Annotated in this window: 22 protein-coding genes; 13 read left to right on the forward strand and 9 right to left on the reverse strand. The window is 72.7% G+C overall.

The window, feature by feature from the left end:
* Positions 1–7 precede the first annotated feature (7 nt).
* Entirely contained in the window at positions 8–451 is a 444-nt protein-coding gene (locus tag ABZ939_RS28680; RefSeq protein ID WP_361861227.1) for a MarR family transcriptional regulator, read from the reverse strand.
* Positions 452–583: 132 nt separating this feature from the next.
* Between ABZ939_RS28680 and ABZ939_RS28685 the strand changes: the two genes are divergently transcribed.
* Positions 584–805: a hypothetical protein gene (locus ABZ939_RS28685; RefSeq protein ID WP_361861230.1), complete on the forward strand. Its 222-nt coding sequence runs from the start codon at positions 584–586 to the stop codon at positions 803–805.
* Here ABZ939_RS28685 and ABZ939_RS28690 read toward each other — a convergent pair.
* The gene (locus ABZ939_RS28690; RefSeq protein ID WP_361861233.1) at positions 775–2226 is read right to left on the reverse strand and encodes an NCS2 family permease; all 1452 of its coding nucleotides are present in this window, start codon (positions 2224–2226) and stop codon (positions 775–777) included. The genes ABZ939_RS28685 and ABZ939_RS28690 overlap by 31 nt on opposite strands.
* A 143-nt stretch (positions 2227–2369) precedes the next feature.
* Here ABZ939_RS28690 and ABZ939_RS28695 point away from each other — a divergent pair, with 143 nt between their 5' ends.
* Together ABZ939_RS28695 and ABZ939_RS28700 are read left to right on the forward strand one after the other, a co-directional pair.
* Entirely contained in the window at positions 2370–2639 is a 270-nt protein-coding gene (locus ABZ939_RS28695; protein WP_361861236.1) for a DUF2530 domain-containing protein, read from the forward strand.
* Positions 2640–2767: 128 nt separating this feature from the next.
* Positions 2768–5227 (forward strand): HAD-IC family P-type ATPase, encoded by a 2460-nt coding sequence (locus ABZ939_RS28700; RefSeq protein ID WP_361861239.1) that lies wholly within the window; start codon positions 2768–2770, stop codon positions 5225–5227.
* A gap of 28 nt (positions 5228–5255) precedes the next feature.
* Here ABZ939_RS28700 and ABZ939_RS28705 read toward each other — a convergent pair whose 3' ends face one another.
* From ABZ939_RS28705 to ABZ939_RS28720, 4 genes are all read right to left on the reverse strand, one after another.
* Positions 5256–5510: a Txe/YoeB family addiction module toxin gene (locus ABZ939_RS28705; protein ID WP_361861242.1), complete on the reverse strand. Its 255-nt coding sequence runs from the start codon at positions 5508–5510 to the stop codon at positions 5256–5258.
* Positions 5507–5782 (reverse strand): type II toxin-antitoxin system prevent-host-death family antitoxin, encoded by a 276-nt coding sequence (locus tag ABZ939_RS28710; RefSeq protein WP_361861323.1) that lies wholly within the window; start codon positions 5780–5782, stop codon positions 5507–5509. Before ABZ939_RS28710 ends, ABZ939_RS28705 begins: the two co-directional genes overlap by 4 nt.
* 89 nt (positions 5783–5871) lie before the next feature.
* Positions 5872–9078, reverse strand: coding sequence for a molecular chaperone Hsp90 (locus ABZ939_RS28715; protein WP_361861245.1), 3207 nt, complete (start codon positions 9076–9078; stop codon positions 5872–5874).
* A 383-nt stretch (positions 9079–9461) separates the two neighbouring features.
* Positions 9462–10382 carry a DUF3027 domain-containing protein gene (locus ABZ939_RS28720; protein ID WP_361861248.1) on the reverse strand — a complete coding sequence of 307 codons (921 nt, stop codon included), beginning with the start codon at positions 10380–10382 and terminating at the stop codon, positions 9462–9464.
* 326 nt (positions 10383–10708) lie between these two features.
* Between ABZ939_RS28720 and ABZ939_RS28725 the strand changes: the two genes are divergently transcribed.
* The 4 genes from ABZ939_RS28725 to ABZ939_RS28740 all read left to right on the forward strand — a co-directional run bounded on the left by ABZ939_RS28725 (position 10709) and on the right by ABZ939_RS28740 (position 14320).
* Complete coding sequence (locus ABZ939_RS28725) at positions 10709–12073, forward strand: MFS transporter (RefSeq protein ID WP_361861251.1); 1365 nt, start codon at positions 10709–10711, stop codon at positions 12071–12073.
* A gap of 129 nt (positions 12074–12202) precedes the next feature.
* Positions 12203–12682: a DUF2771 domain-containing protein gene (locus ABZ939_RS28730; protein WP_361861254.1), complete on the forward strand. Its 480-nt coding sequence runs from the start codon at positions 12203–12205 to the stop codon at positions 12680–12682.
* A gap of 7 nt (positions 12683–12689) precedes the next feature.
* Positions 12690–13439, forward strand: coding sequence for a futalosine hydrolase (locus ABZ939_RS28735; protein WP_361861257.1), 750 nt, complete (start codon positions 12690–12692; stop codon positions 13437–13439).
* Positions 13436–14320 carry a 1,4-dihydroxy-6-naphthoate synthase gene (locus ABZ939_RS28740; protein WP_361861260.1) on the forward strand — a complete coding sequence of 295 codons (885 nt, stop codon included), beginning with the start codon at positions 13436–13438 and terminating at the stop codon, positions 14318–14320. Before ABZ939_RS28735 ends, ABZ939_RS28740 begins: the two co-directional genes overlap by 4 nt.
* A gap of 9 nt (positions 14321–14329) precedes the next feature.
* Here the strand turns inward: ABZ939_RS28740 and ABZ939_RS28745 are convergent, their stop codons facing one another.
* Positions 14330–14713 carry a cold-shock protein gene (locus ABZ939_RS28745; protein WP_361861263.1) on the reverse strand — a complete coding sequence of 128 codons (384 nt, stop codon included), beginning with the start codon at positions 14711–14713 and terminating at the stop codon, positions 14330–14332.
* A gap of 206 nt (positions 14714–14919) precedes the next feature.
* Between ABZ939_RS28745 and ABZ939_RS28750 the strand changes: the two genes are divergently transcribed.
* Positions 14920–15189: a hypothetical protein gene (locus ABZ939_RS28750; RefSeq protein ID WP_361861265.1), complete on the forward strand. Its 270-nt coding sequence runs from the start codon at positions 14920–14922 to the stop codon at positions 15187–15189.
* 10 nt (positions 15190–15199) lie between these two features.
* On the opposite strand, the gene ABZ939_RS28755 is transcribed toward ABZ939_RS28750, so the two are convergent.
* Positions 15200–15817, reverse strand: coding sequence for a haloacid dehalogenase-like hydrolase (locus ABZ939_RS28755; protein WP_361861268.1), 618 nt, complete (start codon positions 15815–15817; stop codon positions 15200–15202).
* Positions 15818–16011: 194 nt separating this feature from the next.
* Between ABZ939_RS28755 and ABZ939_RS28760 the strand changes: the two genes are divergently transcribed.
* From ABZ939_RS28760 to ABZ939_RS28770, 3 genes are read left to right on the forward strand one after another with little or no spacing between them, the layout of a single operon-like run.
* Positions 16012–17016 (forward strand): iron chelate uptake ABC transporter family permease subunit, encoded by a 1005-nt coding sequence (locus tag ABZ939_RS28760; protein ID WP_361861271.1) that lies wholly within the window; start codon positions 16012–16014, stop codon positions 17014–17016.
* Entirely contained in the window at positions 17013–18071 is a 1059-nt protein-coding gene (locus ABZ939_RS28765; protein ID WP_361861274.1) for an iron chelate uptake ABC transporter family permease subunit, read from the forward strand. The genes ABZ939_RS28760 and ABZ939_RS28765 overlap by 4 nt, the downstream gene beginning before the upstream one ends.
* Positions 18068–18880: an ABC transporter ATP-binding protein gene (locus tag ABZ939_RS28770; RefSeq protein WP_361861277.1), complete on the forward strand. Its 813-nt coding sequence runs from the start codon at positions 18068–18070 to the stop codon at positions 18878–18880. The genes ABZ939_RS28765 and ABZ939_RS28770 overlap by 4 nt, the downstream gene beginning before the upstream one ends.
* A 93-nt stretch (positions 18881–18973) precedes the next feature.
* Here the strand turns inward: ABZ939_RS28770 and ABZ939_RS28775 are convergent, their stop codons facing one another.
* The gene (locus ABZ939_RS28775) at positions 18974–19951 is read right to left on the reverse strand and encodes a hypothetical protein (protein WP_361861280.1); all 978 of its coding nucleotides are present in this window, start codon (positions 19949–19951) and stop codon (positions 18974–18976) included.
* A gap of 63 nt (positions 19952–20014) precedes the next feature.
* Between ABZ939_RS28775 and ABZ939_RS28780 the strand changes: the two genes are divergently transcribed.
* Entirely contained in the window at positions 20015–22702 is a 2688-nt protein-coding gene (locus ABZ939_RS28780; protein ID WP_361861283.1) for a helicase-associated domain-containing protein, read from the forward strand.
* Between the two features lie 153 nt (positions 22703–22855).
* Positions 22856–24511 carry a DNA repair helicase XPB gene (locus ABZ939_RS28785; protein WP_361861286.1) on the forward strand — a complete coding sequence of 552 codons (1656 nt, stop codon included), beginning with the start codon at positions 22856–22858 and terminating at the stop codon, positions 24509–24511.
* Positions 24512–24558: the final 47 nt, after the last annotated feature.

The following is a 24558-nucleotide window of genomic DNA, read 5'->3' on the forward strand; positions in this document are numbered from 1 at the left end:
TCGGGGTCTAGAGGTGGGCGAGCTTCTCCAGGACGGGGGCGGCCGCGCGCAGCTTGGCCCATTCGTCCTCGTCCAGACCCTCGGCGAGGGAGGCCAGCCAGGCGTTCCGCTTGCGGCGGGACTCCTCGAGCATGGCCTCGGCCCGCTCGGTCTGACTGACGACCTTCTGCCGGCGGTCGTCGGGATGAGGCTCCAGCCGGACCAGTCCCTTGGCCTCGAGCAGCGCGACGATGCGGGTCATCGACGGCGGCTGGACGTGCTCCTTGCGGGCCAGCTCACCGGGGGTGGCGGAGCCGCAGAGTGCCAGGGTGCCGAGCACCGACATCTCGGTCGGGCTCAGCGACTCGTCGACGCGCTGGTGCTTGAGGCGTCGGCTCAATCGCATGACGGCGGAGCGGAGCGCGTTCACGGCGGCCACGTCGTCGGCGGTGCCATGGGACAGGTCAGGCATGTTCGTTAGCATAACTCATTACCCAGTCTAAATACCATCTGGAATACCCGTGACCGAATCTGTCACCCAAACGAGTGAGATGGATCCGGAAAGTGACGCACGGGGCCCGTTCCTGCCGCGACCCTGACGGGCATGGGATCGACAGTGCTCAGCCTGCGCATCGACGGTGAGCTGCTCGACCGGCTCAGGAGCCACGCCGCAAAACGCGGAATGAGCGTCCAGGACTATGTGGCCCGGACGCTCATTCGCGAGGACTTCGACGAACGGTTCAAGACCGCCGTCGACGAGACGGAGAAGTTCTACGGGTCACCCGGACCCCAGGATCACGTGAGGCCGAGCGCCGGCATCGCGTAGTAGAAGACGAACACCGCCGACACGACATACATGGCCACCGGGACCTCGCGGCCCCGGCCGGTGGCGAGCCGCAGCACGCTGAAGGCGATGAAGCCGATGCCGATGCCGTTCGTGATCGAGTACGTGAACGGCATCATCACCATCGCCAGGAACGCCGGCACCGCGATGGTGAAGTCGCTCCAGTCGATCTCCTTGATCGAACCGGCAAGGATCAGGAAGCCGACCGCGAGCAGCGCGGGCGTGGCGGCCTGGGACGGGACCATCGTGGCGAGCGGCGTGAGGAACAGCGCCACGGAGAACAGACCACCGGTGACCACCGACGCGAGGCCGGTACGGGCCCCCTCGCCGACGCCCGCCGTGGACTCCACGAAGCAGGTCGTGGCGGAGGACGAGGTCGCGCCGCCGGAGGCGACGGCCAGGCCGTCCACGAGCAGCACCTTGTTGATACCGGGGAAGTTGCCGTCCTTGTCGATCAGCTTCGCCTCGTCGCCGACGCCGAGGATGGTGCCCATCGCGTCGAAGAAGCAGGACAGCAGCACGGTGAAGACGAACAGGACGCCGGTCAGCATCCCGACCTTCTCGAAGCCGCCGAACAGGCTCACCTCGCCGACAAGACCGAAGTCGGGCGAGGCCACCGGGTTGCCCGGCCAGGTCGGAGTGGTCAGACCCCAGGACGGAACGGTGGCGACGGCGTTGATCACCATCGCGACGATCGTCATCACGACGATGGAGATGAGGATCGCGCCCGGCACCTTGCGGATGATCAGCGCGAGGGTGAGCAGCGTGCCGAGGACGAAGACCAGGACCGGCCAGCCGGTGAGGTGACCGTCGCCGCCGAGCTGGAGCGGAACGGTGGTGTGCGCGGCGTCGGGGATACGGGAGACGAAGCCCGAGTCGACGAGGCCGATGAGCATGATGAACAGGCCGATGCCGATCGCGATGCCCTTGCGCAGGCCGACCGGGACGGCGTTCATGACGCGCTCGCGCAGGCCCGTCGCCACGAGCAGCATCACGACGATGCCGGCGAGGACGACCATGCCCATGGCGTCCGGCCAGGACATCTTCGGCGCGAGCTGGAGGGCGACGACGGTGTTCACGCCGAGGCCGGCCGCGAGGGCGATCGGGACGTTGCCGATGACACCCATGAGGAGCGTCGAGAACGCCGCGGTGAGCACGGTCGCGGTGACCAGCTGGCCGCCGTCGAGCTGGTGCCCGTACATGTCCTTGGCGCTGCCGAGGATGATCGGGTTCAGCACGATGATGTAGGCCATCGCGAAGAAGGTGGCGAAGCCGCCGCGGACCTCGCGGGCGACGGTGGAGCCGCGCTCGGAGATCTTGAAGAAGCGGTCGAGGGCGGAGGCCGGGCCCTGGGGGCTCACGGGCTCGGGTGCGGTGGCCTTGGCGGTGGCCGTGGTGCTCATGGGGGGTTCCTCTTCGGGCGTCCAATTTGGCGGTTCATACGAGAGAAACCCGCCAGAGGCAAACCGTTTCAGTATGAACACATGAGCGAAGGGGAGTCCATCTCCGCGCGTAGATGTCATTTCGGGCCGCCTAGACTGACCGCATGGCGAAGTGGACCCCCAAGCACGAGGCACCCGAGCCCCTGGAGGGGCCCGTCGTCGCCACCATCACCGGCGGCACGATCCTCTGGTTCGTACTCTTCCTCGTCCAGGTCCCCTTCTACGGCTGGTTCGACGACCGCGACCTGGCCTGGTGGGTGTGGACCTGCCTGGCCGGAGCCGGCCTCGGCCTGATCGGCATCTGGTACGTACGCAAGCGCGACGCCGCGATCAAGCGGCACGAAGCCGCGAAGGACGCCTCGCCCACTCCGTAGAACCGCGGGACACTCCGTAGTACCGCGGGGCACTCCGTAGTACCGCGGGACCATTTCCGTCCTCCCGCGGTCTGATCTTCGGTCTTCTCGGCGGGTGAACGCGCCCTTCCGGTCGTACCGTCGAAAACATGACTCAGCGGTCGAAGATCGACACGGGCGGCAGCGGGATCGCGGCGAACGAACCCCGCGTCGTGCACCGCGTCGCCGGACTGACCTCGGCCGAGGTCGCCGAACGCGTCGCCCGCGGCGAGGTCAACGACGTACCCGTCCGCAGCTCGCGCTCCACCACGGACATCGTCCGCGGCAACGTCTTCACCCGCTTCAACGCGATCATCGGCGTGCTCTGGGTGATCATGCTCCTCGTCGCGCCGATCCAGGACAGCCTCTTCGGCTTCGTGATCATCGCCAACACCGGCATCGGCATCATCCAGGAGCTGCGCGCCAAGAAGACCCTCGACGGACTCGCCGTCATCGGCGAGGCGAAACCGACGGTCCGCCGGGACGGGGCCTCCGCCGCGGTCTCCACCTCCGAGATCGTCCTCGGCGACCTCATCGAACTCGGACCCGGCGACAAGGTCGTCGTCGACGGCGAGGTCGCCGAGGCCGACAGCCTGGAGATCGACGAGTCGCTGCTGACCGGCGAGGCCGACCCGGTGGTCAAGAAGCCCGGCGACAGGATGATGTCGGGCTCGTTCGTGGTCGCGGGCGGCGGCGCGTTCACCGCCACCAAGGTCGGGCGCGAGGCGTACGCCGCCCAGCTCGCCGAGGAGGCGTCCCGCTTCACCCTCGTCCACTCCGAGCTGCGCTCCGGCATCTCCACGATCCTCAAGTACGTGACGTGGATGATGGTCCCGACCGCGATCGGCCTCGTCATCAGCCAGCTCGTCGTCAAGGACACCAACTTCAAGGACTCCATCGCCCGGACCGTCGGTGGCATCGTCCCGATGATCCCCGAGGGGCTCGTCCTCCTCACCTCCGTCGCCTTCGCGATCGGCGTGATCCGCCTCGGCCGCAAGCAGTGCCTCGTGCAGGAGCTGCCGGCCATCGAGGGCCTGGCCCGGGTCGACGTGGTCTGCCTCGACAAGACGGGCACGCTGACCGAGGGCGGCATGGACGTCACCGAGCTCCGGCTCCTGAACTCCGCCGACGGCGATGTCACGGGCGGGGGCGGAGCGAAGCGGAGCGGGTCGAAGGAGGAGTACGTACGGAAGGTCCTGGGCGCCCTCGGCGAGTCCGACCCGCACCCCAACGCCTCGCTCCAGGCCATCATCGACGCCTACCCCGACTCGGACGACTGGCGCTGCACCGAGTCGCTGCCCTTCTCCTCCGCCCGCAAGTACAGCGGCGCGGCCTTCAGCGAGGGCAACGGCGAGAGCTCCGCCTGGCTGCTCGGCGCCCCCGACGTCCTCCTGAAGGCCGACGACCCGACGCTCACCGAGATCGACCACCTCAACGAGCAGGGGCTCCGGGTCCTCCTCCTCGCCCGCACCGCTCGCGGACGCGAACTGGACGCCCCCGACGCCGCCCACGACGCCCGCCCCACCGCCCTCGTCGTCCTCGAACAACGGCTCCGGCCGGACGCCTCGGACACCCTCGCCTACTTCGCCGACCAGAACGTGGCCGCCAAGGTCATCTCCGGCGACAACGCGGTCTCCGTCGGAGCCGTGGCCGGAAAGCTCGGTCTGCCCGGCGCCGAGAACACCGTCGACGCCCGCCACCTGCCCGCCGAGCAGGCCGCGATGGCCGACGAACTGGACCGGAACGCGGTCTTCGGCCGCGTCACCCCGCAGCAGAAGCGGGACATGGTGGGCGCGCTCCAGTCCCACGGCCACACGGTCGCCATGACCGGCGACGGCGTCAACGACGTCCTGGCACTCAAGGACGCCGATATCGGCGTCTCCATGGGCTCGGGCTCCGAGGCGACCCGGGCCGTCGCCCAGATCGTCCTCCTCAACAACTCCTTCGCCACCCTGCCGTCGGTGGTAGCCGAGGGCCGCCGGGTCATCGGCAACATCACCCGGGTCGCCACCCTCTTCCTGACGAAGACGGTCTACTCGGTGCTGCTGGCCATCCTGGTGGTCTGCTCCCAGGTCGAGTACCCCTTCCTGCCGAGGCACCTGACCCTGCTGTCCACCCTCACCATCGGCGTCCCCGCCTTCTTCCTCGCCCTCGCCCCCAACAAGGAGCGCGCGAAGCCGAACTTCGTGAAACGGGTGATGCGGTACGCGATCCCGGGCGGCATCGTCGCGGCGGCGGCCACCTTCGCCACGTACCTCATCGCCCGCTCCCACTACAGCGGCCCTGGCGCCCTCGACGCCGAGACGAGCGCCGCCACCCTGACCCTCTTCCTGGTCTCCATGTGGGTCCTGGCGATCGTCGCCCGCCCCTACACCTGGTGGCGCATCGCCCTGGTGGCGACCATGGGCGGCGCCTTCCTCCTGGTCCTCGTCGTCCCATGGCTTCAGGACTTCTTCGCCCTGAAGCTGGTGGGCGTCACGCTGCCCTGGACGGCGGTCGCGATCGCGGCGGCGGGGGCGGTCCTGCTGGAGTTCGCCTGGCGGTGGGTGGACCACCGGTTCCCGGCGTGAGCCGCAGCGGGCCGTTTCGGGCAGCGTGTCAGTAGTGGTACCGGGCCTGGGCGATCTGCACGGCCTCGTCCTTCACGCGATACACGAGGCGGTGCTCGTCGGTGATCCGCCGGGACCACCAGCCCGAGAGGTTCTCCTTGAGCGGCTCCGGTTTACCGGCCCCCTCGAACGGCGTTCGCTGGATCTCCTTGATCAGTCGGTTGATCCGCTTGAGGATCTTCGGATCGGCCGTCGCCCAGTACGTGTACTGGTCCCACGCCCGGCTGGAGAAGACGACCTTCACGCTGCGGACCCCTCGGCGCCGTCCGTGTCGATCAGCTCCCTGGCCTCCCCCTGGCCGGCCTCCAACTCGGCGATGGACTCCATGAGGATCTGCGCGTTACGCGGCGAGCGCAGGAGATAGACCGTCTCCTGCCAGGACCGGAAATCCTCGGCGGACATGATGACGATGTCGCCGTGCTCGCGAGAGGTGACCTCTATGGGTTCGTGGTCCTCGTTGACCTTCCGGATCAGCGGGTAGAAGCGCTGCCGGGCCTCGTTCGCCGAGATCGACACGGTGTGACCCTCCATCCGAACCATGAGCCAGTCGTACCGCAATACTCGTACGGGAATACCGTACCAGTCTCACGTAAGGGCCGGCCTGCTCAGTCGAACCACCGGTCCCGGGCCAGTTCCGCCGTCCTCGACGGGTCCTCCAGGAGGGCCGCGACCTCGAAGCGGCGGGGCCATTGGCCCGCCGCCCAGGCCAGGCCGGCGGCCACGCCCTCCAGGGTGGCGGCGTGGATCGTGCCGTCGGGGGTGCGGCGCCAGTCGAGTTCGACGCCCGCGGCGCGGAGCTCCTCGTGCTCGACGTACGAGTCCGGCGTCGCCGGGCCGAGAAGGGCGTGGACCGAGGACGGCACGTCGTGCTCCTCGCCGACCGTGGTGACCTCGGCCTCGACGGACTCGCTCAGCCGGCGCACCTGGAACAGCTCCGCCAGATCGGCCGCCCGCGACGGGGAGACCGGCAGCAGCGGCAGCCCGCCGGCCAGCGGCAGGAGGTCGGGGGCGTCCGCGACCAGCGCCTCCGCGGCGTCGACCACGAGGAGTTCGCCGTTCACGACCGCGCGCAGCTCGTCGGGGAGGGTGACCTGCTCGGGGTCCAGGTCGGCGAGTGCGGTGTACAGGGCGTGCAGCTGGGCGCCGGTCACCTCGCGCTCGGGGGACGCGAGACGGGCGAGGAGTTCGGCCGCACCGCCCGGCTCGTCGAGGAGCGCGGAGACCGAGGTGCGGACGCCGAGGGCCCGCAGGACCTGCTCGTCCTCGAAGCCGGTCGCGTCGGCGGAGTCGTACAGGCCGATGAGCAGCGGGTCCGTCCCGGCGGCCCGCAGACCGGCCGGGCGGCGGCCGTCGAGGACCGGGTGGTCGCGGAGCCACCAGGCGGTGTACGACCGTACGGTCTCCGTCGTGCCGTCCGGCATCAGGACCCGTACGGGCTGGGTGAGCGCGTCCCGCAGCGGCGGCTGCGCGAGCAGGGCGAGCGCCTGCGGCCAGGCGTCGTCGTCGACCAGGTCCAGATCCCGTACGGCGACGATCTCCGTCGCCACCGGCGGCACCGGGGCCTCCGGCAGCCGGTCGAGGACGTCCTCGCACCACACGTCGACCGCGTCGAGCAGACCGGCGTCGTCGGGCTCGGCGAAGTCCCCTTCGCGGGGCTCCAGTTCGTCCGGGTCGAGGACGAGGTCGGTGGCCCGGACCAGGGCGAAGTTGGCGAGCACCCCGCAGGCGGCGAGCGGCTGCTCGCCCCACCGCTCGGCCAGTTCGGCGTCGCAGAGCGCCAGCTCGTCCTGGCGCATCACGGCGGCGAAGGCGCTGCCGGGCAGGACCAGTTCACCGGCGGGCGCGAGCTCCCCGTCCTCGTCCGGCAGGGCCAGCGCACCGAGCCACGGCTCCTCGCCGGGCTCCAGCTCCGCGTCCCGGACGAGCGCGAGGACGGTCTCGGCGAGCTCGTCGGCGTCCAGTGTGTCCGCGTCCTCGTCCCAGATCTCCCCCACGTCGAGGGAGCCGGCGACGGCCGCCCTGACCTGGGGTGTCGTGAGCACGGAACGGGGCGTGGCGGGCAGGGCGCCCAGCTTCTCCAGGAGGGGGTGGGCGGCGTCCGGGTGGGCGACCTTCAGACCGAGCCGGGTCAGGTCGGCGGGGGTGCGGTCCTGGGGAAGCAGGACGTGCCGGGGGCCGATGGTGGTCCGGATCCGGGAGCCGGGCTGCTGCTCTTCCCGCTCCTCGCGGTCCTCGTCGGGAGCTTCGTCGTACGGCCGCTCCACCTCCCCGCCCGCCAGCGGGACCGGCAGGCCCGTCAGCCGGTCCGGGTCCACACCGGCCAGCGAGTCGTAGAGGCGCCACCACCACGACGGCGCCCGGTCCACCCCGGCGAGCCGGTCGATCGCCTCCGTCAGCGGCACCCGTCCGATCCCCAGCGTGCGCAGCTCGGGCCGCCGCTCGAGCCCCGCGGGCAGCAGGGTCGGGAAGACCTCCGCCAGGACGGCGACGGTCTCGGCGCCGGCGCCCTCCACCACCTCCGCCTCCACGGGCCTCAGCGCGGGCACGTCCTCGGACGGCGCCTCGGGGGCCAGGAAGGCCACGCGGGGCAGGCGTTCCAGGATCGCGGCGCGCAGGGCGCCGTCGAGGGCGCCCTTGCCGAGCGGTCCGGGCACCAGGTCGATCGTGTCGACCGTCACCGGCTGCCAGTCCGCGAGGAGCTCGGCGTACGCCTCGGCCGCCCGCCCGACCAGGAAGTCGGTGAGCGGTCCTGGCGCCGGGTGGCGGCGGGTGGTGTCGAGCGGAAGGGAGGCGATCAGCAGGGCGGGCAGGCCGAGCGGTTCGTCGGTGGGGGTGGGGGCGTGGACGACGGGGGCGGTACGGGGGTACAGCGGCGCGCCCTCGCCGTCGACGGGTACGGCCCAGGTCACCGACCAGTGCGGGCGCAGCCGTTCCTCGACGGGCCGGTCCTTGAGGAGCGCGGGGTCGAGGGGGCCGCCGTGGCTGACGGTCCGCCAGCGGTGGGTGCCGGTCGCGGAGTCGGCGATGTGGACGTAGCCGTCCTCCTCGGAGCGGTGCAGCGTCCGTACGCCGTCCGAGGTCTCGACCGCGATCTCGGCGAGGCCGGGGAGGGTGAGGAGCAGGGCGTCGTCGATGGAGGCGAGGAGCCGCTCGGCGAGGTCGACGGCGGCGGAGTCGCGCAGCGGGAGCACGACGACGGTGTCGTAGCCCTCGGGTGCGGTGCCCTCGGCGGGCAGCGGGAGGCGCAGCAGCGGTACGTGGCCGTCGCGGCGGCGCAGTTCGTCCCCGAGGCCGGGGCTGTGCCGGGCGGTCTCGGCGGCCAGCTCGCGGGCCTCGGCGAGGGACCAGCGGACACCGCCGTGACGGCCGAGGACCGCGGGCTCGTCGGAGACGGCGAGGACGGCGGCGAAGCCGACGCCGAAGCGGCCGACGGCGTGGGTGTCGTGCTCGCCCCGCTTGGCGGAGGCGCGGAGCGTGGAGAGCGACTCGACGCCGGTGGCGTCCAGCGGGGCGCCGGTGTTGGCGGCGGCCAGGACGGCGGGGGCGTCGGGGCCCGCGGGGTGCAGGGTGAGCCGGAGGCGGCCGGTGACGCCGGCGCGGCGGGCGGCGTCGGCGGCGTTCTGGGCGAGTTCGACGACGAGACGGTCGCGGTAGCCGCCGAGGGCGAGGTCCTCCTCGGCGTTGGCGTCCTCCCGGAACCGGGCGGGCCCGGCTCCCCAGGAATCGAGCACGCCTCTCCGCAGCCGTGCGGTACCGAAGGGGTCGGCTCCGTCGGTCGACGTCCTGACGCTGACGCTCACGTCTGACTCCACTCTGCGGGGCGGGATTGTGCCGGGGCCCGAAGGTACCGCGACCTGCGACTCCCCCGCGCCGCGCCGCCTACCCCTGGTGGGCAATCGTCCGGGTTCCCCGCCCCCCGTGTGGGCAATCGTCCCGCTGGGCGGGGACGGGTGGCTCACGGGACGGCGCACCGCCACCTCCGTGTGGGCAACCGTCCCGCTGGGGCGGGACGGGTGGGCACACGGGACGGCGCCCCTGCCGGGCCCAGGCCCCCGGTCCGTACGGTCACCACCGGTGCGGCGCCGTCTTGGGTTGTGCCCACCCGTTCCGCCCCGCGGAACGCCTGCCCACAACCCAGCGGGTCATGGGTGGGCACCGCCACGGCGGGACGGGGCCCGAGGACCCCCAGGCATGCCTAGGAGTGGCCCAGGTCCTCCGACGTGCCGTCCGGTTCCGTCGTCGAGCCCGAGTCCTTCGCCGGCCGCAGCGGAAACTCGTCCGCCCCCATCGAGTCGAGCACCGGCGGCGCCGGCCGCGGAGGCTTCGGCATGACCGCCGCCTCCGAGTGCCCGCCGCAGCCGTACGACAGGGACACGACCCGCCCGTCCGCCGGCGAGAACTCGTTCGCGCACACCCCGAACGCCTGCTTCAGCGAGCCGGCCAGCGGCACCAGGAAGGCGCAGGACTCGCACGACGCCGGCGCGGCCTGCGCCATCGGCGTCTTCGCCCCGAACGACTCGTCCCAGCGGTCCGCCGCCACATGCAGCCCGTACCGCGAGAGGACCCGCGCCCGCCGCATGCCGAGCTCCTCGGCGACCGAGGCGATCGCACCCCGGGACGGCGTACGGGAGACGATCTCGGCGTCCTCGACGTCGAGATGGTCCGCCATCTCCTCCGAGACCGCGGAGTTCGGCGGCGGCGCGTCCTCCCCGGTGTACCCGGGTTCGAGCCTCAGGTCGTCCTGCTCCGTCGGCAGCAGGTCCCCCGGCCCCATGTCGCCCGGCCGCAGCCGCTCGCTCCACGGCACCCACTCCGGAGCGAGGAGGGCGTCGGAGCCGGGCAGGAGGACGGTTTCGTCGAGGGTGACGTTCTTGGCCCGCGAGGCGCGCGTGACCGTCACGGCCCAGCGCCAGCCGCGGTAGCCGAGCTCCCCGGACTCGAAGAAGTGCGTGACCACCCGGTCACCCTCGGCGACGGCCTCCACGTGCGCCCCGACGATCCCGGGTGCGGCAGCCTCCTCGGCGGCCGCCCGCGCCAGGTCTACCGCCTCGGCGCACAGGCGGTCGGGGGTACGCGTGGTACGCGGGGTACGGCTTCGCGTCGTCGCAGCACTCACAGGTCTCGCTTCTCTCCTACGCCGTCTCACGGGTGCGCCGGGCCGAGGAGCGGGAGCGAAGCTACGGGCGGCGGGCGGAGCGGACCAGGGGGCCGCATCGACGTCCGCACCCGACATGTCTCGCGTGTCTCGGGCACACCTATCGTCATCCATTCTGCGGGATGCCGAAGAGGCGCGCGGCCGAGAACTTCCGCCGGTGGCGCGCTACGCACGCTACCCCCTCCGCCGCCCGCCGCCCACCTGCCCGCCCCAAGTGGCCCGGATCGTGGACCGGTGGTCCGCCGTGCCACGGTTCGTACGGGACGGGCGTGGGGCACTATGACGGAGTGGCAGCCGCACGGTCGTCCGCACGATCCCACGATCATGCCGGGCCGCTCAGCCGAGCGGGCCGGGCGGTCGGGCGCGCCCTTCACCTGCCGTTCACCGGTACGGCGAAGGGGATCCGGAAGGCGACGCACGCGCACGGCGCGGGCGAGTCGGGCCTGGGAAGGCTGATCGAGCTGCACGCCGTGAACGGCGCCGGCGACGTCATGATCACCGTCGCGCTCGCGTCCACGGTCTTCTTCTCCGTGCCGACGGACGAGGCGCGCGGCCGGGTCGCGCTCTACCTGGCGATCACGATGCTCCCGTTCACGCTCCTCGCCCCCGTGGTCGGCCCGCTCCTGGACCGCATCCCGCACGGGCGGCGGGCGGCGATGGCCGGGGCGATGCTGACCCGCGCGGTCCTCGCGATCACCATGTCGGGCGCGGTCGCGACCGGGGGCCTGCAGCTCTATCCGGCGGCGCTGGGCGTGCTCGTGGCCTCGAAGGCGTACGGAGTGGTGCGCAGCGCGGTCGTGCCACGGCTGCTTCCGCACGGCTTCTCCCTGGTCAAGGCGAACTCCCGGGTCACCCTGGCGGGCCTGCTCGCGACCGGGATCGCGGCGCCGATCGGTGCGGGGCTGCAGCAGATCGGGCCGCAGTACCCGCTGTACGGGGCGTGTGCGCTGTTCCTGCTGGGCGGGTACTGGGCGTTCCGGATGCCGCACAAGGTCGACTCGGCCAAGGGCGAGCGGCGGGCGCACCTGCTGACGCACGGCGAGGAGAAGCCGAGCCTGCGGACGGTGGGTCCGGCGGTGCTGCACGGGCTGCAGGCGAACGCGGCGCAGCGGATGCTGTCGGGGTTCCTGATCTTCTTCCTGGCGTTCCTGCTGCGCGAGCATCCGCTGTCGGGGCAGAGCGCGGCGGTATCGCTGGCGATGGTGGCGATCGCGGCGGGCGTCGGGAACGCCTGCGGGACGGCGGTCGGCTCGCTCCTGAAGGAGCGCGGCCACGCGCCGGAAGTGATCATCGCCACGATGATCATGACGGTGTGCGCGGTGGCGATTCTCACGGCGGTGTTCTTCGGCGGGGTGATGGTGGCGGTGCTGGGCGCGGTGGCGGGTCTGACGCAGGCGCTGTCGAAGCTGTCGCTGGACGCGCTGATCCAGCGGGACGTGCCGGAGGTGGTGCGTACATCGGCGTTCGCCCGCTCGGAGACGCTGCTGCAGATGTCCTGGGTGGTGGGCGGCGCGATCGGCATCTCGCTCCCGCTGAGCGGCCGGGTGGGCATGTCGGTGGCGGCGGCGATCCTGGGCCTGGGCGCGCTCCTGGCGGTCCGGGGCCTCCTGGCCACCACCCGCAATCCCCTCCCCGCCAACCACCCGGAGTAGCCCCGGGTCTCTCCGGGGGACGTGGGCGCGCGGAGAGGGGGGCGGGGCGGCTGGGCGGACATCGGGGGAAAACGCGGCGCGCCGCACCCCCGCGTGGCGCAGCTCGACACGCCCGATAGCCTTCGGGCCATGACCGTTGCGTTCTTCACCGGCTCGCGCCGCCGGGCCGCCGTCGCCCTCGGGGCCGTCTCCGCCGGGCTCCTCGTACTCTCCGCCTGCGACAAGCCGACTCCGCTCGCGACCCTGACGGTCGGGACCAAGTCGATCCACTCCGAGGCCGCCTGCTACAACGACGGCGACGCCATCAAGGAGTCGCAGATCCAGCAGTGCCTCAACAAGAAGGCCGAGAAGACCATCACGGTCTCCGCGGACGACAAGATCCGCTTCGGCGTCGACCCCGAGATCGCCGAGAACGGCTGGACCATCTTCCTCGGTGGCCAGCAGGCCGAGCCGGAGCCGTACAAGAAGACGTACCGGACCATCCCGGCCAGCGCCTTCTTCTCCACGCAGACCGGCGAGGCCACCGACAAGACACAGGTCACCATCGTGGAGACCGACGGCAAGAAGCTGACCGGCATCTGGCACTTCGACCTGAAGAAGGACGCCTGATCCTCCGGTGGTCCTCCGGATCCTGATCGTGACGGCCGTGGCGGCGGAGGCGGACTCCGTCGCCCGGGGCATCACGTTCGGCGGACCGGGCTCGGGTGAGTTCCCGCTGCCCGGCGGCTTCGTGCTGCGCCGACACGCGGACGCCCGGACCGTCGTCGACGTCCTCGTCGGCGGCGTCGGGCCGGCCGCGGCCGCCGTCGCCACCGCCACCGCACTCGCCCACGCCGCGTCTCCGGCGTCCGAGCCCGCGCCCTACGACCTCGTCGTCTCCGCCGGGATCGCCGGCGGGTTCCAGCCCCTGGCGCCCCTCGGCTCCGTCGTCGTCTCCGACGCCATCGTCTCCGCCGACCTCGGGGCGCAGACACCCGACGGCTATCTGACCGTCGAGGAGCTCGGCTTCGGGCGGTCCGCACACACCGTGGACGGCCCGCTCACCCGACGGATCTCCGACGCCCTCACCCGCGGCGACCGGCCGCACACCGTCGCGCCCGTGCTGACCGTCTCCACCGTGACCGGCACCGCCGAGCGCGCCGCCGAGCTGGCACGGCGTCACCCGGGCGCCGCCGCCGAGGCGATGGAGGGCTTCGGGGTGGCCGAGGCCGCCGCGGCGTACGGCGTGCCGGTGGTCGAGATCCGCGCCGTCTCCAACGCGGTCGGCCCGCGCGACCGGGGCGCCTGGCGGATCGGCCAGGCCATGGACGCGCTGCGGTCCACCTTCCAGCAGCTCAGCCACTCCCTCTTCGTGGAGCCGACGTGAGAAAACTGCAGATCGCCTACTCGCCCTGCCCGAACGACACCTTCGTCTTCGACGCCTGGGCCCACGGCCGCGTCCCCGGCGCCCCGCGCATCGACGTGACGTTCGCGGACATCGACCTCACCAACGGCTGGGCCGAGGGCGGCACGTCCGAGCACGACGTCCTCAAGGTCTCGTACGCCGTGCTGCCCTGGGTCCTCGACGAGTACGCCCTGCTGCCCTGCGGCGGCGCCCTGGGCCGTGGCTGCGGCCCGCTCGTGCTGACCCTCCCCCCCTCTCGGCTTCGCTCGGGCGGGGGGACCTCCATGGGGGAGGTGGACCTGACGGGGAAGACGGTCGCCGTGCCGAGCGAGCGCTCGACCGCGTACCTGCTCTTCCGGCTCTGGGCTGCGGACGTCGTCCCCGGAGGCGTCGGCAACGTCGTCGTGATGCCGTTCCACGAGATCATGCCCGCCGTGCGCGACGGCAAGGTCGACGCGGGGCTCGTCATCCACGAGGCCCGGTTCACCTATCAGAACTACGGCCTGCACGCCCTGGCCGACATGGGCGCCCACTGGGAGGACACCACCGGCCTGCCGATCCCGCTGGGCGCGATCATCGCCCGGCGCTCGCTCGGCCCGGACATGCTGCGGCGGCTCGCGGAGGCGGCCCGCACGTCCGTACGGATGGCCTGGGACGACCCGGTCGCCTCGCGCCCGTACGTACTCGAGCACGCGCAGGAGATGGACCCGAAGGTGGCCGATCAGCACATCGGTCTCTACGTCAACGAGTTCACGGCCGACCTCGGCGAGGCCGGCTACGCGGCGGTCCGCGGGCTGCTCACGCGCGCCGCGGCCGAGGGGCTCGTACCGCCCCTCGGCCCGGACGCGCTTGCTTTCCCGTGACGGGACGGGTCAGACGTCGAGCTGGTCGGCGACCGCCCGCAGCAGACCCGCGATCTTCTTGCCGTGCACCTTGTCGGGGTAGCGGCCCCGCTCCAGGCTCGGCGTGATGTTCTCCAGGAGCGTCGTCAGGTCCTGCACGATGGACGCCAGTTCGTCGGGCTTACGGCGCTGCGCCGCGGCGACGGACGGGGTCGGGTCGAGGACCGTCACGGAGAGCGCCTGGTCACCGCGCTGGCCGGCGACCACCCCGAACTCCACGCGCTGCCCCGGCTTGAGGGCGTCGACTCCGGCAGGGAGCACCGACGAGTGGACGAACACGTCGCCGCCGTCGTCCCGGGAGAGAAAGCCGAAGCCCTTCTCACTGTTGAACCATTTGACCTTGCCGGTAGGCACGTCTGTCCCTGTCCTCGTACTCGATGGGTGCGCCGGGAATCCGGCTCCGGATAGCAAAACAGCGGGTCGCCCGACCCGCCCCCAAGCTCTCGATTCCGCTCGAGCAGGGGGGACCCCCAGGCCAGGCACCCCAAGGCTAATGGGCTTCGGGCTGGTGACAAGACGTCGCCGGTTTGTTCCTTCGGCCTGGGAACTACCCTGGCCGAATGCGTAGTGAAACCCCTTCGGCCCCGTCGGACGACTCCGCTCCGGGTGACGGTCTCGTCCGCGCCGGTGCGATTGTCTTCATCATCGGCGCGGTGGCCACGCTGGTCACGGTCGCCCCGCTCTTCCTGGGCACCGATCCGTTCCCGCCGGTCGCGTACGCGGTGTGCATGCTGATGGGCGTCGGATTCCTGGTCGCGGGCGCCGGCGTGCTGCGCTCGATCGCGGCGCAGCGCCGCCAGGCGAGGACGGCCGCGGCCGGCGGCAGCTGACCCGGTCCCGCTAGCCCCGATACGCCTCCCACCAGGCACGGAACTCTGTCAGGTCGGGAAGGACGACGTCCGCGCCGGCCGCCCGCAGCTCCGCCTCGTCGCACGGTCCGGTGGCCACGGCCACCGACACGGCGCCCGCGGTCGCCGCGCCGCGCACGTCCCCGGTGTGGTCGCCGACGTACACGCCCGCGCCGTGCTCGCGCAGCGCCTCCGCCTTGCCTTCGGCCCACAGGCCGCCGATGACGGCGTCGGGGTCGATGCCCAGGTGGGAGAGGTGCAGCTTGGCGTGCGGCTCGTTCTTCGCGGTGACGACGATCGCCCGGCCGCCCGCCTCACGAACGGCTTGAATCGCATCCCGCGCGCCCGCCATCGCGAGCGTCGGCCCGATGGCGTACGTCGGGTAGAGCGCGCGGTACTCGGCCACCCGCTGCCCGATCTCCGCCTCCGGGAACCAGTGCGCCAGCTCGTGCTCCAGCGGCGGTCCGAGCCGCGAGACGGCCAGGTCGGCGTCGATCGTGACGCCGACCTGGGCCGAGAAGGCCTCGTACGTGGCCTTGATGCCCGGGCGGGAGTCGATCAGCGTCATGTCGAGGTCGAAGCCGACGGTGAGAGAAGTCATGGGGGACATTGTGCCCAGGTGTTCGAATCCGGCCGCTGCTTAGACTGAGCCGCTGAGCCAAGCCTTACCGAACCGAACCTTGCCGAACCGAGCCCGAGCCTCACCGAGCCGACGCCGTCCTGAACCTCGCCACGCCTCGCCGAACCACGGCGTACCCAACCCAGCCTTGCCGACGTGACACCCGCACCTCCCGATGGGCCCCGATGACAGCCGCTTTCCCTTCCAGACGCGTCCTCGCCACCGTCGCCGCCGTCGTCGCCCTCCTCCTCGCGATCCTGCTGAGCCTGGCCGTGGGCGCCCGGGCCATCGCCCCGTCGACCGTCCTCGACGCGCTGCTGCACGGCGGGACCGGCGACGACGCCCAGGTCGTCCAGCAGATGCGGGTGCCCAGGACCCTGATCGGGCTGATGGTCGGCGCCGCGCTGGCCCTGGCCGGCACGGCCCTGCAGGGCATCACCCGCAACCCGATCGCCGACCCCGGCATCCTCGGCATCAGCCAGGGCGCCTCGGTGGGTGTGGTCCTCGCCATCGCCTTCGCCGGGGTGCACACGCTGACGGGGTACGTGTGGTTCGCCTTCGCGGGCGCGGCCCTCGCCTCCGTCGCGGTGTACGCGATCGCCTCCAGCGGCCGCGGCGGGGCGACGCCGGTGAAGCTCGCGCTCGGCGGCGCCGCGATCAACGCGCTGCTGCTCTCCGTGACGACCGGGGTCCTGACGACGCGGGCATCGGCGCTGGACGAGTTCCGGTTCTGGCAGATCGGCTCGCTCGACGGACGGGACGCCGAGATCGTCGGCCAGATCTGGCCTTTCCTGCTGATCGGCGCGGTCCTCGTGGTGTCCGTGGCCCGCGGCCTGGACGCGCTGGCGCTGGGCGAGGACGTGGCGAAGGGGCTCGGCCAGCGGGTCGCGACCGTACGCGTCGTGGGCGGCGTCGGGGCCACTGTGCTGACCGGCGCGGGGGTGGCGGCGGCCGGTCCCATCGCGTTCGTGGGCCTCGCGGTCCCGCACATCGCCCGCGCGATCGTGGGCAGCGACCACCGCTGGGTACTGCCGATGGCGGCGCTCGTGGGGCCGGTGATGCTGCTGGTGTCGGACGTGATCGGGCGGGTGCTCTTCCCGCCGGGCGAGGTCCCGGCCGGGGTGATGACGGCCCTCATCGGCGTGCCGTTCCTGGTGACGCTGGTGCGCCGGAAGGCGGTGCCGGCATGACGGCCACGACCGAGGTGCGGCCCGCGGGGTACGGGGTCGTGCGCGCCGGGGGCGGATCGTTCCTGCTCCATCGCCGCTCGGCCGCTGTGGCGGCGGGCCTGGTGCTGGTCCTGGCCGCGGTCTGCGTCACGTCCCTGTGTGTCGGCGAGAGGTTCGTCGAACCGTCCGAGGTCCTGAAGGTGCTCCTCGGGCAGGATTCCCGGTCCGCCTTCGTCGTCGAGGAGCTGCGGATGCCGCGGCTCGCCGTCGGGCTGATGGTCGGCGCCGCGTTCGGGATCGCGGGCGCCCTCATCCAGACCGTCGCCCGCAACCCGCTCGCCAGCCCCGACATCATCGGCATCAGCCAGGGCGCGGGAGCGCTGACGGTCGGCGCGATGACCTTCGGCCTCACCTCGTACGCCGTCCTGCCCTACCTCTCCATCGCCGGCGGCATCGCGGCCGCCGCGCTCGTCTACGTCTTCGCCTGGCGCGGCGGGCTGCACGCGACCCGGTTCGTCCTCATCGGCATCGGCTTCGCGATCGCGCTGCGCTCGCTGATCACCCTGTTCATGACCAAGGGCGACTACCTGGTCGCCCAGCAGGCCCAGGTCTGGATGACGGGCTCGCTCAACGGCCGGGGCTGGGACGAGGCCGCGCCGATCCGCTGGACGCTGATCGCGCTGCTGCCGGCGATCCTGTGGGCCGCCCGCGCGCAGCGCACGGTCTCCCTGGACGACGACACGGCGACGGCGCTTGGCGTACGGCTCGGGCGGGTCCGGCTCGGGCTCGTGGGCGTCGGTGTCGTGCTCGCCTCGGTGGCCACGGGGGTGGCCGGTCCGGTCGACTTCGTCGCGCTGCTCGCACCGCAGATCGCCCGCCGTATGACCCGTACCGCGCAGATCCCGCTGCTGTGCTCGGCGCTGATGGGCGCGTTCGTCGTGGTCCTGGCGGACCTGCTGGGGCGGCGCCTGTTCTCGCCGACCGAACTGCCCGTGGGTGTCCTGACGGCGGCGGTCGGCGCCCCGTACCTGATCTGGCTCATCGTCCGGAGCCGAAGCGTTGGAGGAACGTCGTGAGCCGGCTGACCACGCGCGAGCTGACGCTCGCGTACGAGGACCGTACGGTCGTGCGGGACCTGGACCTTGCCGTCCCGGACGGCAAGGTGACCGTGATCGTCGGCCCGAACGCGTGCGGGAAGTCGACGACGCTGCGGGCGCTCGGCCGGCTGCTCAAGCCTGCGGGCGGTGCGGTGCTGCTCGACGGGGAGTCGCTGGCGAAGCTGCCGACGAAGCGGATCGCGCAGCAGATCGGCCTGCTTCCGCAGACCCCGGTCGCCCCGGAGGCGATCACGGTCGCGGACCTGGTGTCGCGCGGCCGCCAGCCGCACCAGGCGTGGTGGAAGCAGTGGTCGGAGGAGGACGAGCGGGCGGTCGTCGACGCGATGGAGCGCACGGACGTCGCCGCGCTCGCCGGGCGGTCGGTGGACGAGCTGTCGGGCGGGCAGCGCCAGCGGGTCTGGATCGCGATGGCGCTCGCGCAGGAGACGGATCTGCTGCTGCTCGACGAGCCGACGACGTATCTGGACATCGCGCACCAGGTGGAGGTCCTCGATCTGGTGCGCCGCCTGAACGTGTCGCGCGGCCGGACGGTCGTCGTGGTCCTCCACGACCTGAACCAGGCGGCGCGGTACGCGGACCATCTGGTCGCGATGAAGTCGGGCCGCGTCGTGGCGGAGGGCCACCCGGCGGACGTGGTGACGGCCGACCTGGTCCGCGACGTCTTCGGCCTGGACTCGGTGATCGTCCCGGACCCGGTGACCGGCTCCCCCCTGGTCGTCCCGGGCGCCCCGTGGCACGCGAACGCGGTTGCGGACGCGGGAGCGTGACCGACGCGGGCGCATGACCGACGCGGGAGCGTGACCGACGCGGGAGCGTGACCGACGCGGGAGCGTGACCGACGCGGGAGCGTGGCGGTGCCGTCAGTGGCGGCGGGAGCGCCAGAGGAGGAAGAGGGCCGACGACACGGCCGCGGCCTTCAGGGCCCAGGGCCAGGTCTCCGAGATCGCCGCGCCCATCGCCTCGCCGCCCCGGGCCACCGGGGCGCCCCAGCGGCCCTCGACGCGGCCCCAGAGCCAGACGGCGCCCGCCGTGGCCGCCAGGGCCGGGAGCACGACGACGGCCCACTGGATCTCGGTGCGGGAGAGGCGACGGGAGGCGTAGGCGAGGAGCCAGCCCAGGGCCAGGGCGATGAGGGAGCCGAAGACGGCCCCACCGACGAGGAGGAGCGCGGCCAGCAGCAGGAAGGGGCTGCCCAGGCGGAAGCGGCGGACCGGCGCGGCCTCGTCGGCCCCGTCGGCCTCTTCGATCTCGTCGGGCTCTTCGGCCGGTGCGGCGGGACGGCGGCGGAGCAGCCGTCGCCACCCACGGCGCGGTGCCTCCGCGGCGCCGTCCTCGGGCTCCTCCGTCTCCTCCTCGTCCCCCACCGGCGGCTTCAGCAGCTCCGGGATCTCCACCCCGCCCCTGAAGCCCGGCACCAGGTCGTCCCCCGGTCGCGGCTCCGGCGTGTCGCCGTCCAGACTCCACCAGTCCGGTTCGGTGTCGGCCGAGCCGATCTCGTCCGTCCCCGCCAGGTGCGGAGGCGTCGGCCCTGCCTCCGGCTCCGTACGCGGGCTCGGCACGGCGCTCTTCCTCCCCCACAGCCCCCGCTGTCGCCCCCGCTGCTCCGGCAGCACCCCCGCCGCCCGGTCCACCACCTCGTCCGGCGTGCCCAGTTGGTCGAGGATGCCGCGGACCGCGGTCGGACTCTCCTGGCCGTACGTGGCGCGCCGACGGTCGATCTCGCCCCGCAGCGAGGACACGAGCCGCATCCGCGTGCTCGACGACAGCTGTCGCTGCTGCGCCAGATCGCCGACCCGGCTCAGATAGTCGAAGACCAACTGGTCGCTCTCGATCCCCACAGTGCCCCTCCACAGCCGGTACGCCCCGACGTTAGCGCCCGCGCAGGGGCTAACGTGGGGCGGATGGGGATCGGTGAGCTCGATCGGGAGGCGCACGTGCCCGGAGGAACTGACGCCGCCGCCGCGCCGCGCACGCTCGCGGAGGCGCTGCGCGCGGGGGGCGACGAGGGGCTTGCCGCGCTGCTGCGGGCGCGCCCGGATCTGCTGTCCCCCGTACCGAACGATCTGACGCAGCTCGCCACCCGGGCCGGCACCCGCGCCTCCGTCGTCCGCGCGCTCGAACGGCTCGACCGGTTCACGCTCCAGACCGCCGAGGCGCTGGCCGTGGCTCCGGACCCCGCCCCGTATCCCGTACTCCTCGCCCTGCTCACCGGCGACGACGGCGACCCGGACATCGAGGCGGCGCTGCCGCGCGCGGTGGACGTGTTGCGCGAACAGGCGCTGGTCTGGGGCGACGAGGACCGGCTGCGGCTGGTGCGGACCGCGCGGGAGCTGCTCGCGCCCTCGGCGCAGCACCCGTCCCCGACCGGTCTCGGGCCGACCGTCGCCGAGGCCACGGCCGGGATGTCGCCCGGCCGGATCCAGGAGATCATCGCGGCGGCCGGGCTGCCCGCGACGCACGACCCGGTCTCGGCGGTGGCGGCGCTGACCGAACTCTTCACCGACCGGGACCGGATGGGGGCGCTGCTCGACACGGCGGCGCCGGAGGCGCTGGCCGTGCTCGACCGGCTGGTCTGGGGTCCGCCGTACGGAGAGGTGACGGCGAACCCGGCCCCGCCGGTGCAGTGGCTGCGCGACCGCGGCCTGCTGCTGCCCGCCTCGCCGCGCACGGTGGTGCTGCCGCGCGAGGCCGCGCTGCATCTTCGGGGCGGGCGGGCGCACCGCGCGCCGGAGCCGCACGCACCGGAACTGTCCGTCCTGCGCGAATACCGTCCACAGGTTGTGGACAGCGCGGCGGCCGGTCAGGCGTACACGGCGCTCGCGACGGTCGAGGAGCTCCTGAAGGGCTGGGACCAGGGCGGCCCCGCCGTCCTGCGCTCGGGTGGTCTGTCGGTACGGGACCTCAAGCGGACGGCCGTCGCGCTGGACGTCTCGGAGCCGGTCGCGGCGTTCTGGCTCGAGCTCTGCTACGGGGCGGGGCTGCTCGCCTCGGACGGCGAGGCGGACGAGCGGTACGCGCCGACGCCCGCGTACGACGACTGGCTGGACCTGCCCGCGGCCGAGCGGTGGGCGGGGCTCGTCACGGCCTGGCTGATGGGGACGCGTACCCCCGGCCTGGTCGGCGGCCAGGACGGGAAGGGCCGCGCGCTGTCGGCGCTGGGCCCGGACCTCGACCGAGGCGCGGCGCCGGAGGTACGGCGGCGGGTGCTCACCCTGCAGGCCACGCTGCCGCCGGGCTCGGCGGCGGACCCCGAGGCGCTGCTGGCGCGACTGCGGTGGGAGCGACCGCTGCGGACCGCGGCGGCCAGGCCCGCGGGGCCCGCGGGGCCGGGAGCCGGTACGGGCCCCCAGATGGGTGCGGCACCCGGCACGGGCGGCAGGGGGATGGGCCCCGGCGTCGGCACAGGCGTGGGCGCGGGCGGCGGCAGGGGCATGGGCGTCGGCACGGGCGCGGGCGCGGATTCGGGGCAGGCCACCGACCTTCGCTCCCGACTCGCCCTGTGGACCCTCTCCGAGGCCGAGCTGCTCGGGATCACCGGCCGCGGGGCCCTCGCCTCGCCCGCCCGGGCGCTGCTCAACCTGCCCCTCGCGGAGGCCGCGGCCGAGCCGGTGGCCGTCCACGGCGTCGAGCTGTCCGTCGCCGCCTCCCGGGCCGCGACCCTGCTCGCGCCGCTCCTCCCCGAGGCCGTCGACCACGTACTGCTCCAGGCCGACCTCACGGCGGTCGCGCCCGGGCCGTTGCAGCGCCCGCTCGCCGACACGCTCGCCGTGCTCGCGGACGTGGAGTCGAAGGGTGGCGCGACCGTCTACCGGTTCACGGCCGGCTCGGTGCGCCGCGCGCTCGACGCCGGACGGAGCGCATCCGATCTGCACGACTTCCTGACGGCGCACTCCCGTACGCCGGTTCCGCAGCCCCTCGCGTACCTCATCGACGACGTGGCGCGGAAACACGGCCATCTGCGGATCGGCGCCGCCTCCGCCTATGTCCGCTGCGACGACGACGCGCTCCTCGGCGAGATCCTGGCCGACAAACGGTCCGCGTCGCTGCGGCTGCGCCGCCTCGCGCCGACCGTCCTCGCCGCCCAGACGGACCCGGCCGCGCTGCTCGACGGGTTGCGTTCGATGGGGTACGCCCCGGCCGCCGAGTCCGCGGAGGGCGATGTCCTGATCACCCGCGCCGACGCCTACCGGACCGGCGCCCGCACCGCGCCCGTCCCCGTCCCCGACGGCCCGCCCGCCCCGGACACGACCCTGCTCAGTGCGGCGGTCCGCGCGATCCGGGCCGGAGACCTCGCCTCGACGGCCGTCCGCAAGGAGCGCCCCGAGGGCGGCCCCGCACCGGCCGCCGGCGAACTCCCCCGCACCTCCCCCGCCGAGACCCTCGCCACGGTCCAGGCCGCCGCGATGACCGGCTCGGCCGTCTGGATCGGCTATGTGAACGCGGAGGGCGCGGCCAGCCAGCGGGTCATCGCCCCGGTCCGGGTGGAGGGCGGCTTCGTGACGGGTTACGACCACACGGCGGACGAGGTCCGCACGTACCCCCTACACCGCATCACGGGCGTCGCGGAACTGGCGGACGACCAGGTCTAGGACTCCCGGGACCTGGATTCGCAGGGCCAGGACTCTCTGCGCCAGGTCTCCCGGGACCGGCACACCCACCGGCATCGGCGGCCCTTCAGGCACACTGGAGATTTGGCCGTCGCGGCACTCGCGTCACGGCACGGCGGGAAGGACCCTGAAGGCGTGAACGGACCACTCATCGTCCAGAGCGACAAGACGCTGCTCCTGGAGGTCGACCACGAGCAGGCCGAGGCCTGCCGGCGAGCCATCGCGCCCTTCGCGGAGCTGGAGCGGGCGCCCGAGCACATCCACACCTACCGGGTGACCCCGCTCGGGCTGTGGAACGCCCGGGCCGCCGGGCACGACGCCGAGCAGGTCGTCGACGCGCTGGTGGAGTTCTCCCGCTACCCCGTGCCGCACGCGCTCCTCGTGGACGTCGCCGAGACCATGGCCCGCTACGGCCGGCTCACCCTCTCCAAGCACCCCACCCACGGTCTCGTCCTCACCACCACCGACCGGCCCGTCCTCGAGGAGATCCTTCGCTCGAAGAAGGTCCAGCCGCTGGTCGGCAACCGGATCGACCCTGACACCGTCGCCGTGCACCCCTCCGAGCGCGGGCAGATCAAGCAGACGCTCCTGAAGCTGGGCTGGCCGGCCGAGGACCTCGCCGGTTACGTGGACGGCGAGGCGCACTCCATCGAACTCGCCGAGGACGGCTGGGCGCTGCGCCCGTACCAGAAGCAGGCCGTCGAGGGCTTCTGGCACGGCGGCTCCGGGGTCGTCGTGCTGCCCTGTGGAGCGGGAAAGACGCTGGTCGGCGCCGGTGCGATGGCGCAGGCGAAGGCCACCACGCTGATCCTGGTGACGAACACCGTCTCGGCCCGTCAGTGGAAGCACGAGCTGGTGAAGCGGACCTCGCTGACCGAGGACGAGATCGGTGAGTACTCCGGTACGAAGAAGGAGATCCGGCCGGTCACCATCGCCACGTACCAGGTCCTGACGACCAAGCGGAAGGGCATCTACCCGCACCTGGAGCTCTTCGACTCCCGCGACTGGGGCCTGATCGTCTACGACGAGGTGCATCTGCTGCCCGCGCCGGTCTTCAAGTTCACCGCCGACCTGCAGGCCCGGCGGCGGCTCGGGCTCACGGCCACCCTGGTCCGGGAGGACGGGCGCGAGTCGGACGTGTTCTCGCTGATCGGCCCGAAGCGCTTCGACGCGCCGTGGAAGGAGATCGAGGCGCAGGGGTACATCGCGCCCGCCGACTGCGTCGAGGTCCGGGTCAATCTGACGGACTCCGAGCGGCTCGCGTACGCGACGGCGGAGACGGAGGAGAAGTACCGCTTCTGCGCGACGACGGCGACGAAGCGGAAGGTGACGGAGGCCCTGGTGAAGAAGTTCGCCGGGCAGCAGATCCTCGTCATCGGCCAGTACATCGACCAGCTGGACGAGCTGGGCGAGCATCTGGACGCGCCGGTCATCAAGGGCGAGACGTCGAACGCGCAGCGCGAGAAGCTCTTCGACGCGTTCCGCGAGGGCGAGATCAGCGTCCTGGTCGTCTCGAAGGTCGCCAACTTCTCGATCGACCTGCCCGAGGCGACGGTCGCGATCCAGGTCTCGGGCACGTTCGGCTCGCGCCAGGAGGAGGCCCAGCGCCTCGGCCGGGTGCTGCGCCCGAAGGCCGACGGCCACCAGGCGCACTTCTACTCGGTGGTCGCACGGGACACGATCGACCAGGACTTCGCGGCCCACCGCCAGCGGTTCCTGGCCGAGCAGGGGTACGCGTACCGGATCATCGACGCGGACGAACTGATGGCGGGCGAAGGGCAGGCGGGCTAGGGCCTGTCCGGCGGATCGGGGTCGGACAGGCCCTGATCCGCCGGTGC

The organism is Streptomyces sp. NPDC046712, from assembly GCF_040645695.1.
In the GTDB taxonomy this organism is placed as follows: Bacteria; Actinomycetota; Actinomycetes; order Streptomycetales; family Streptomycetaceae; genus Streptomyces.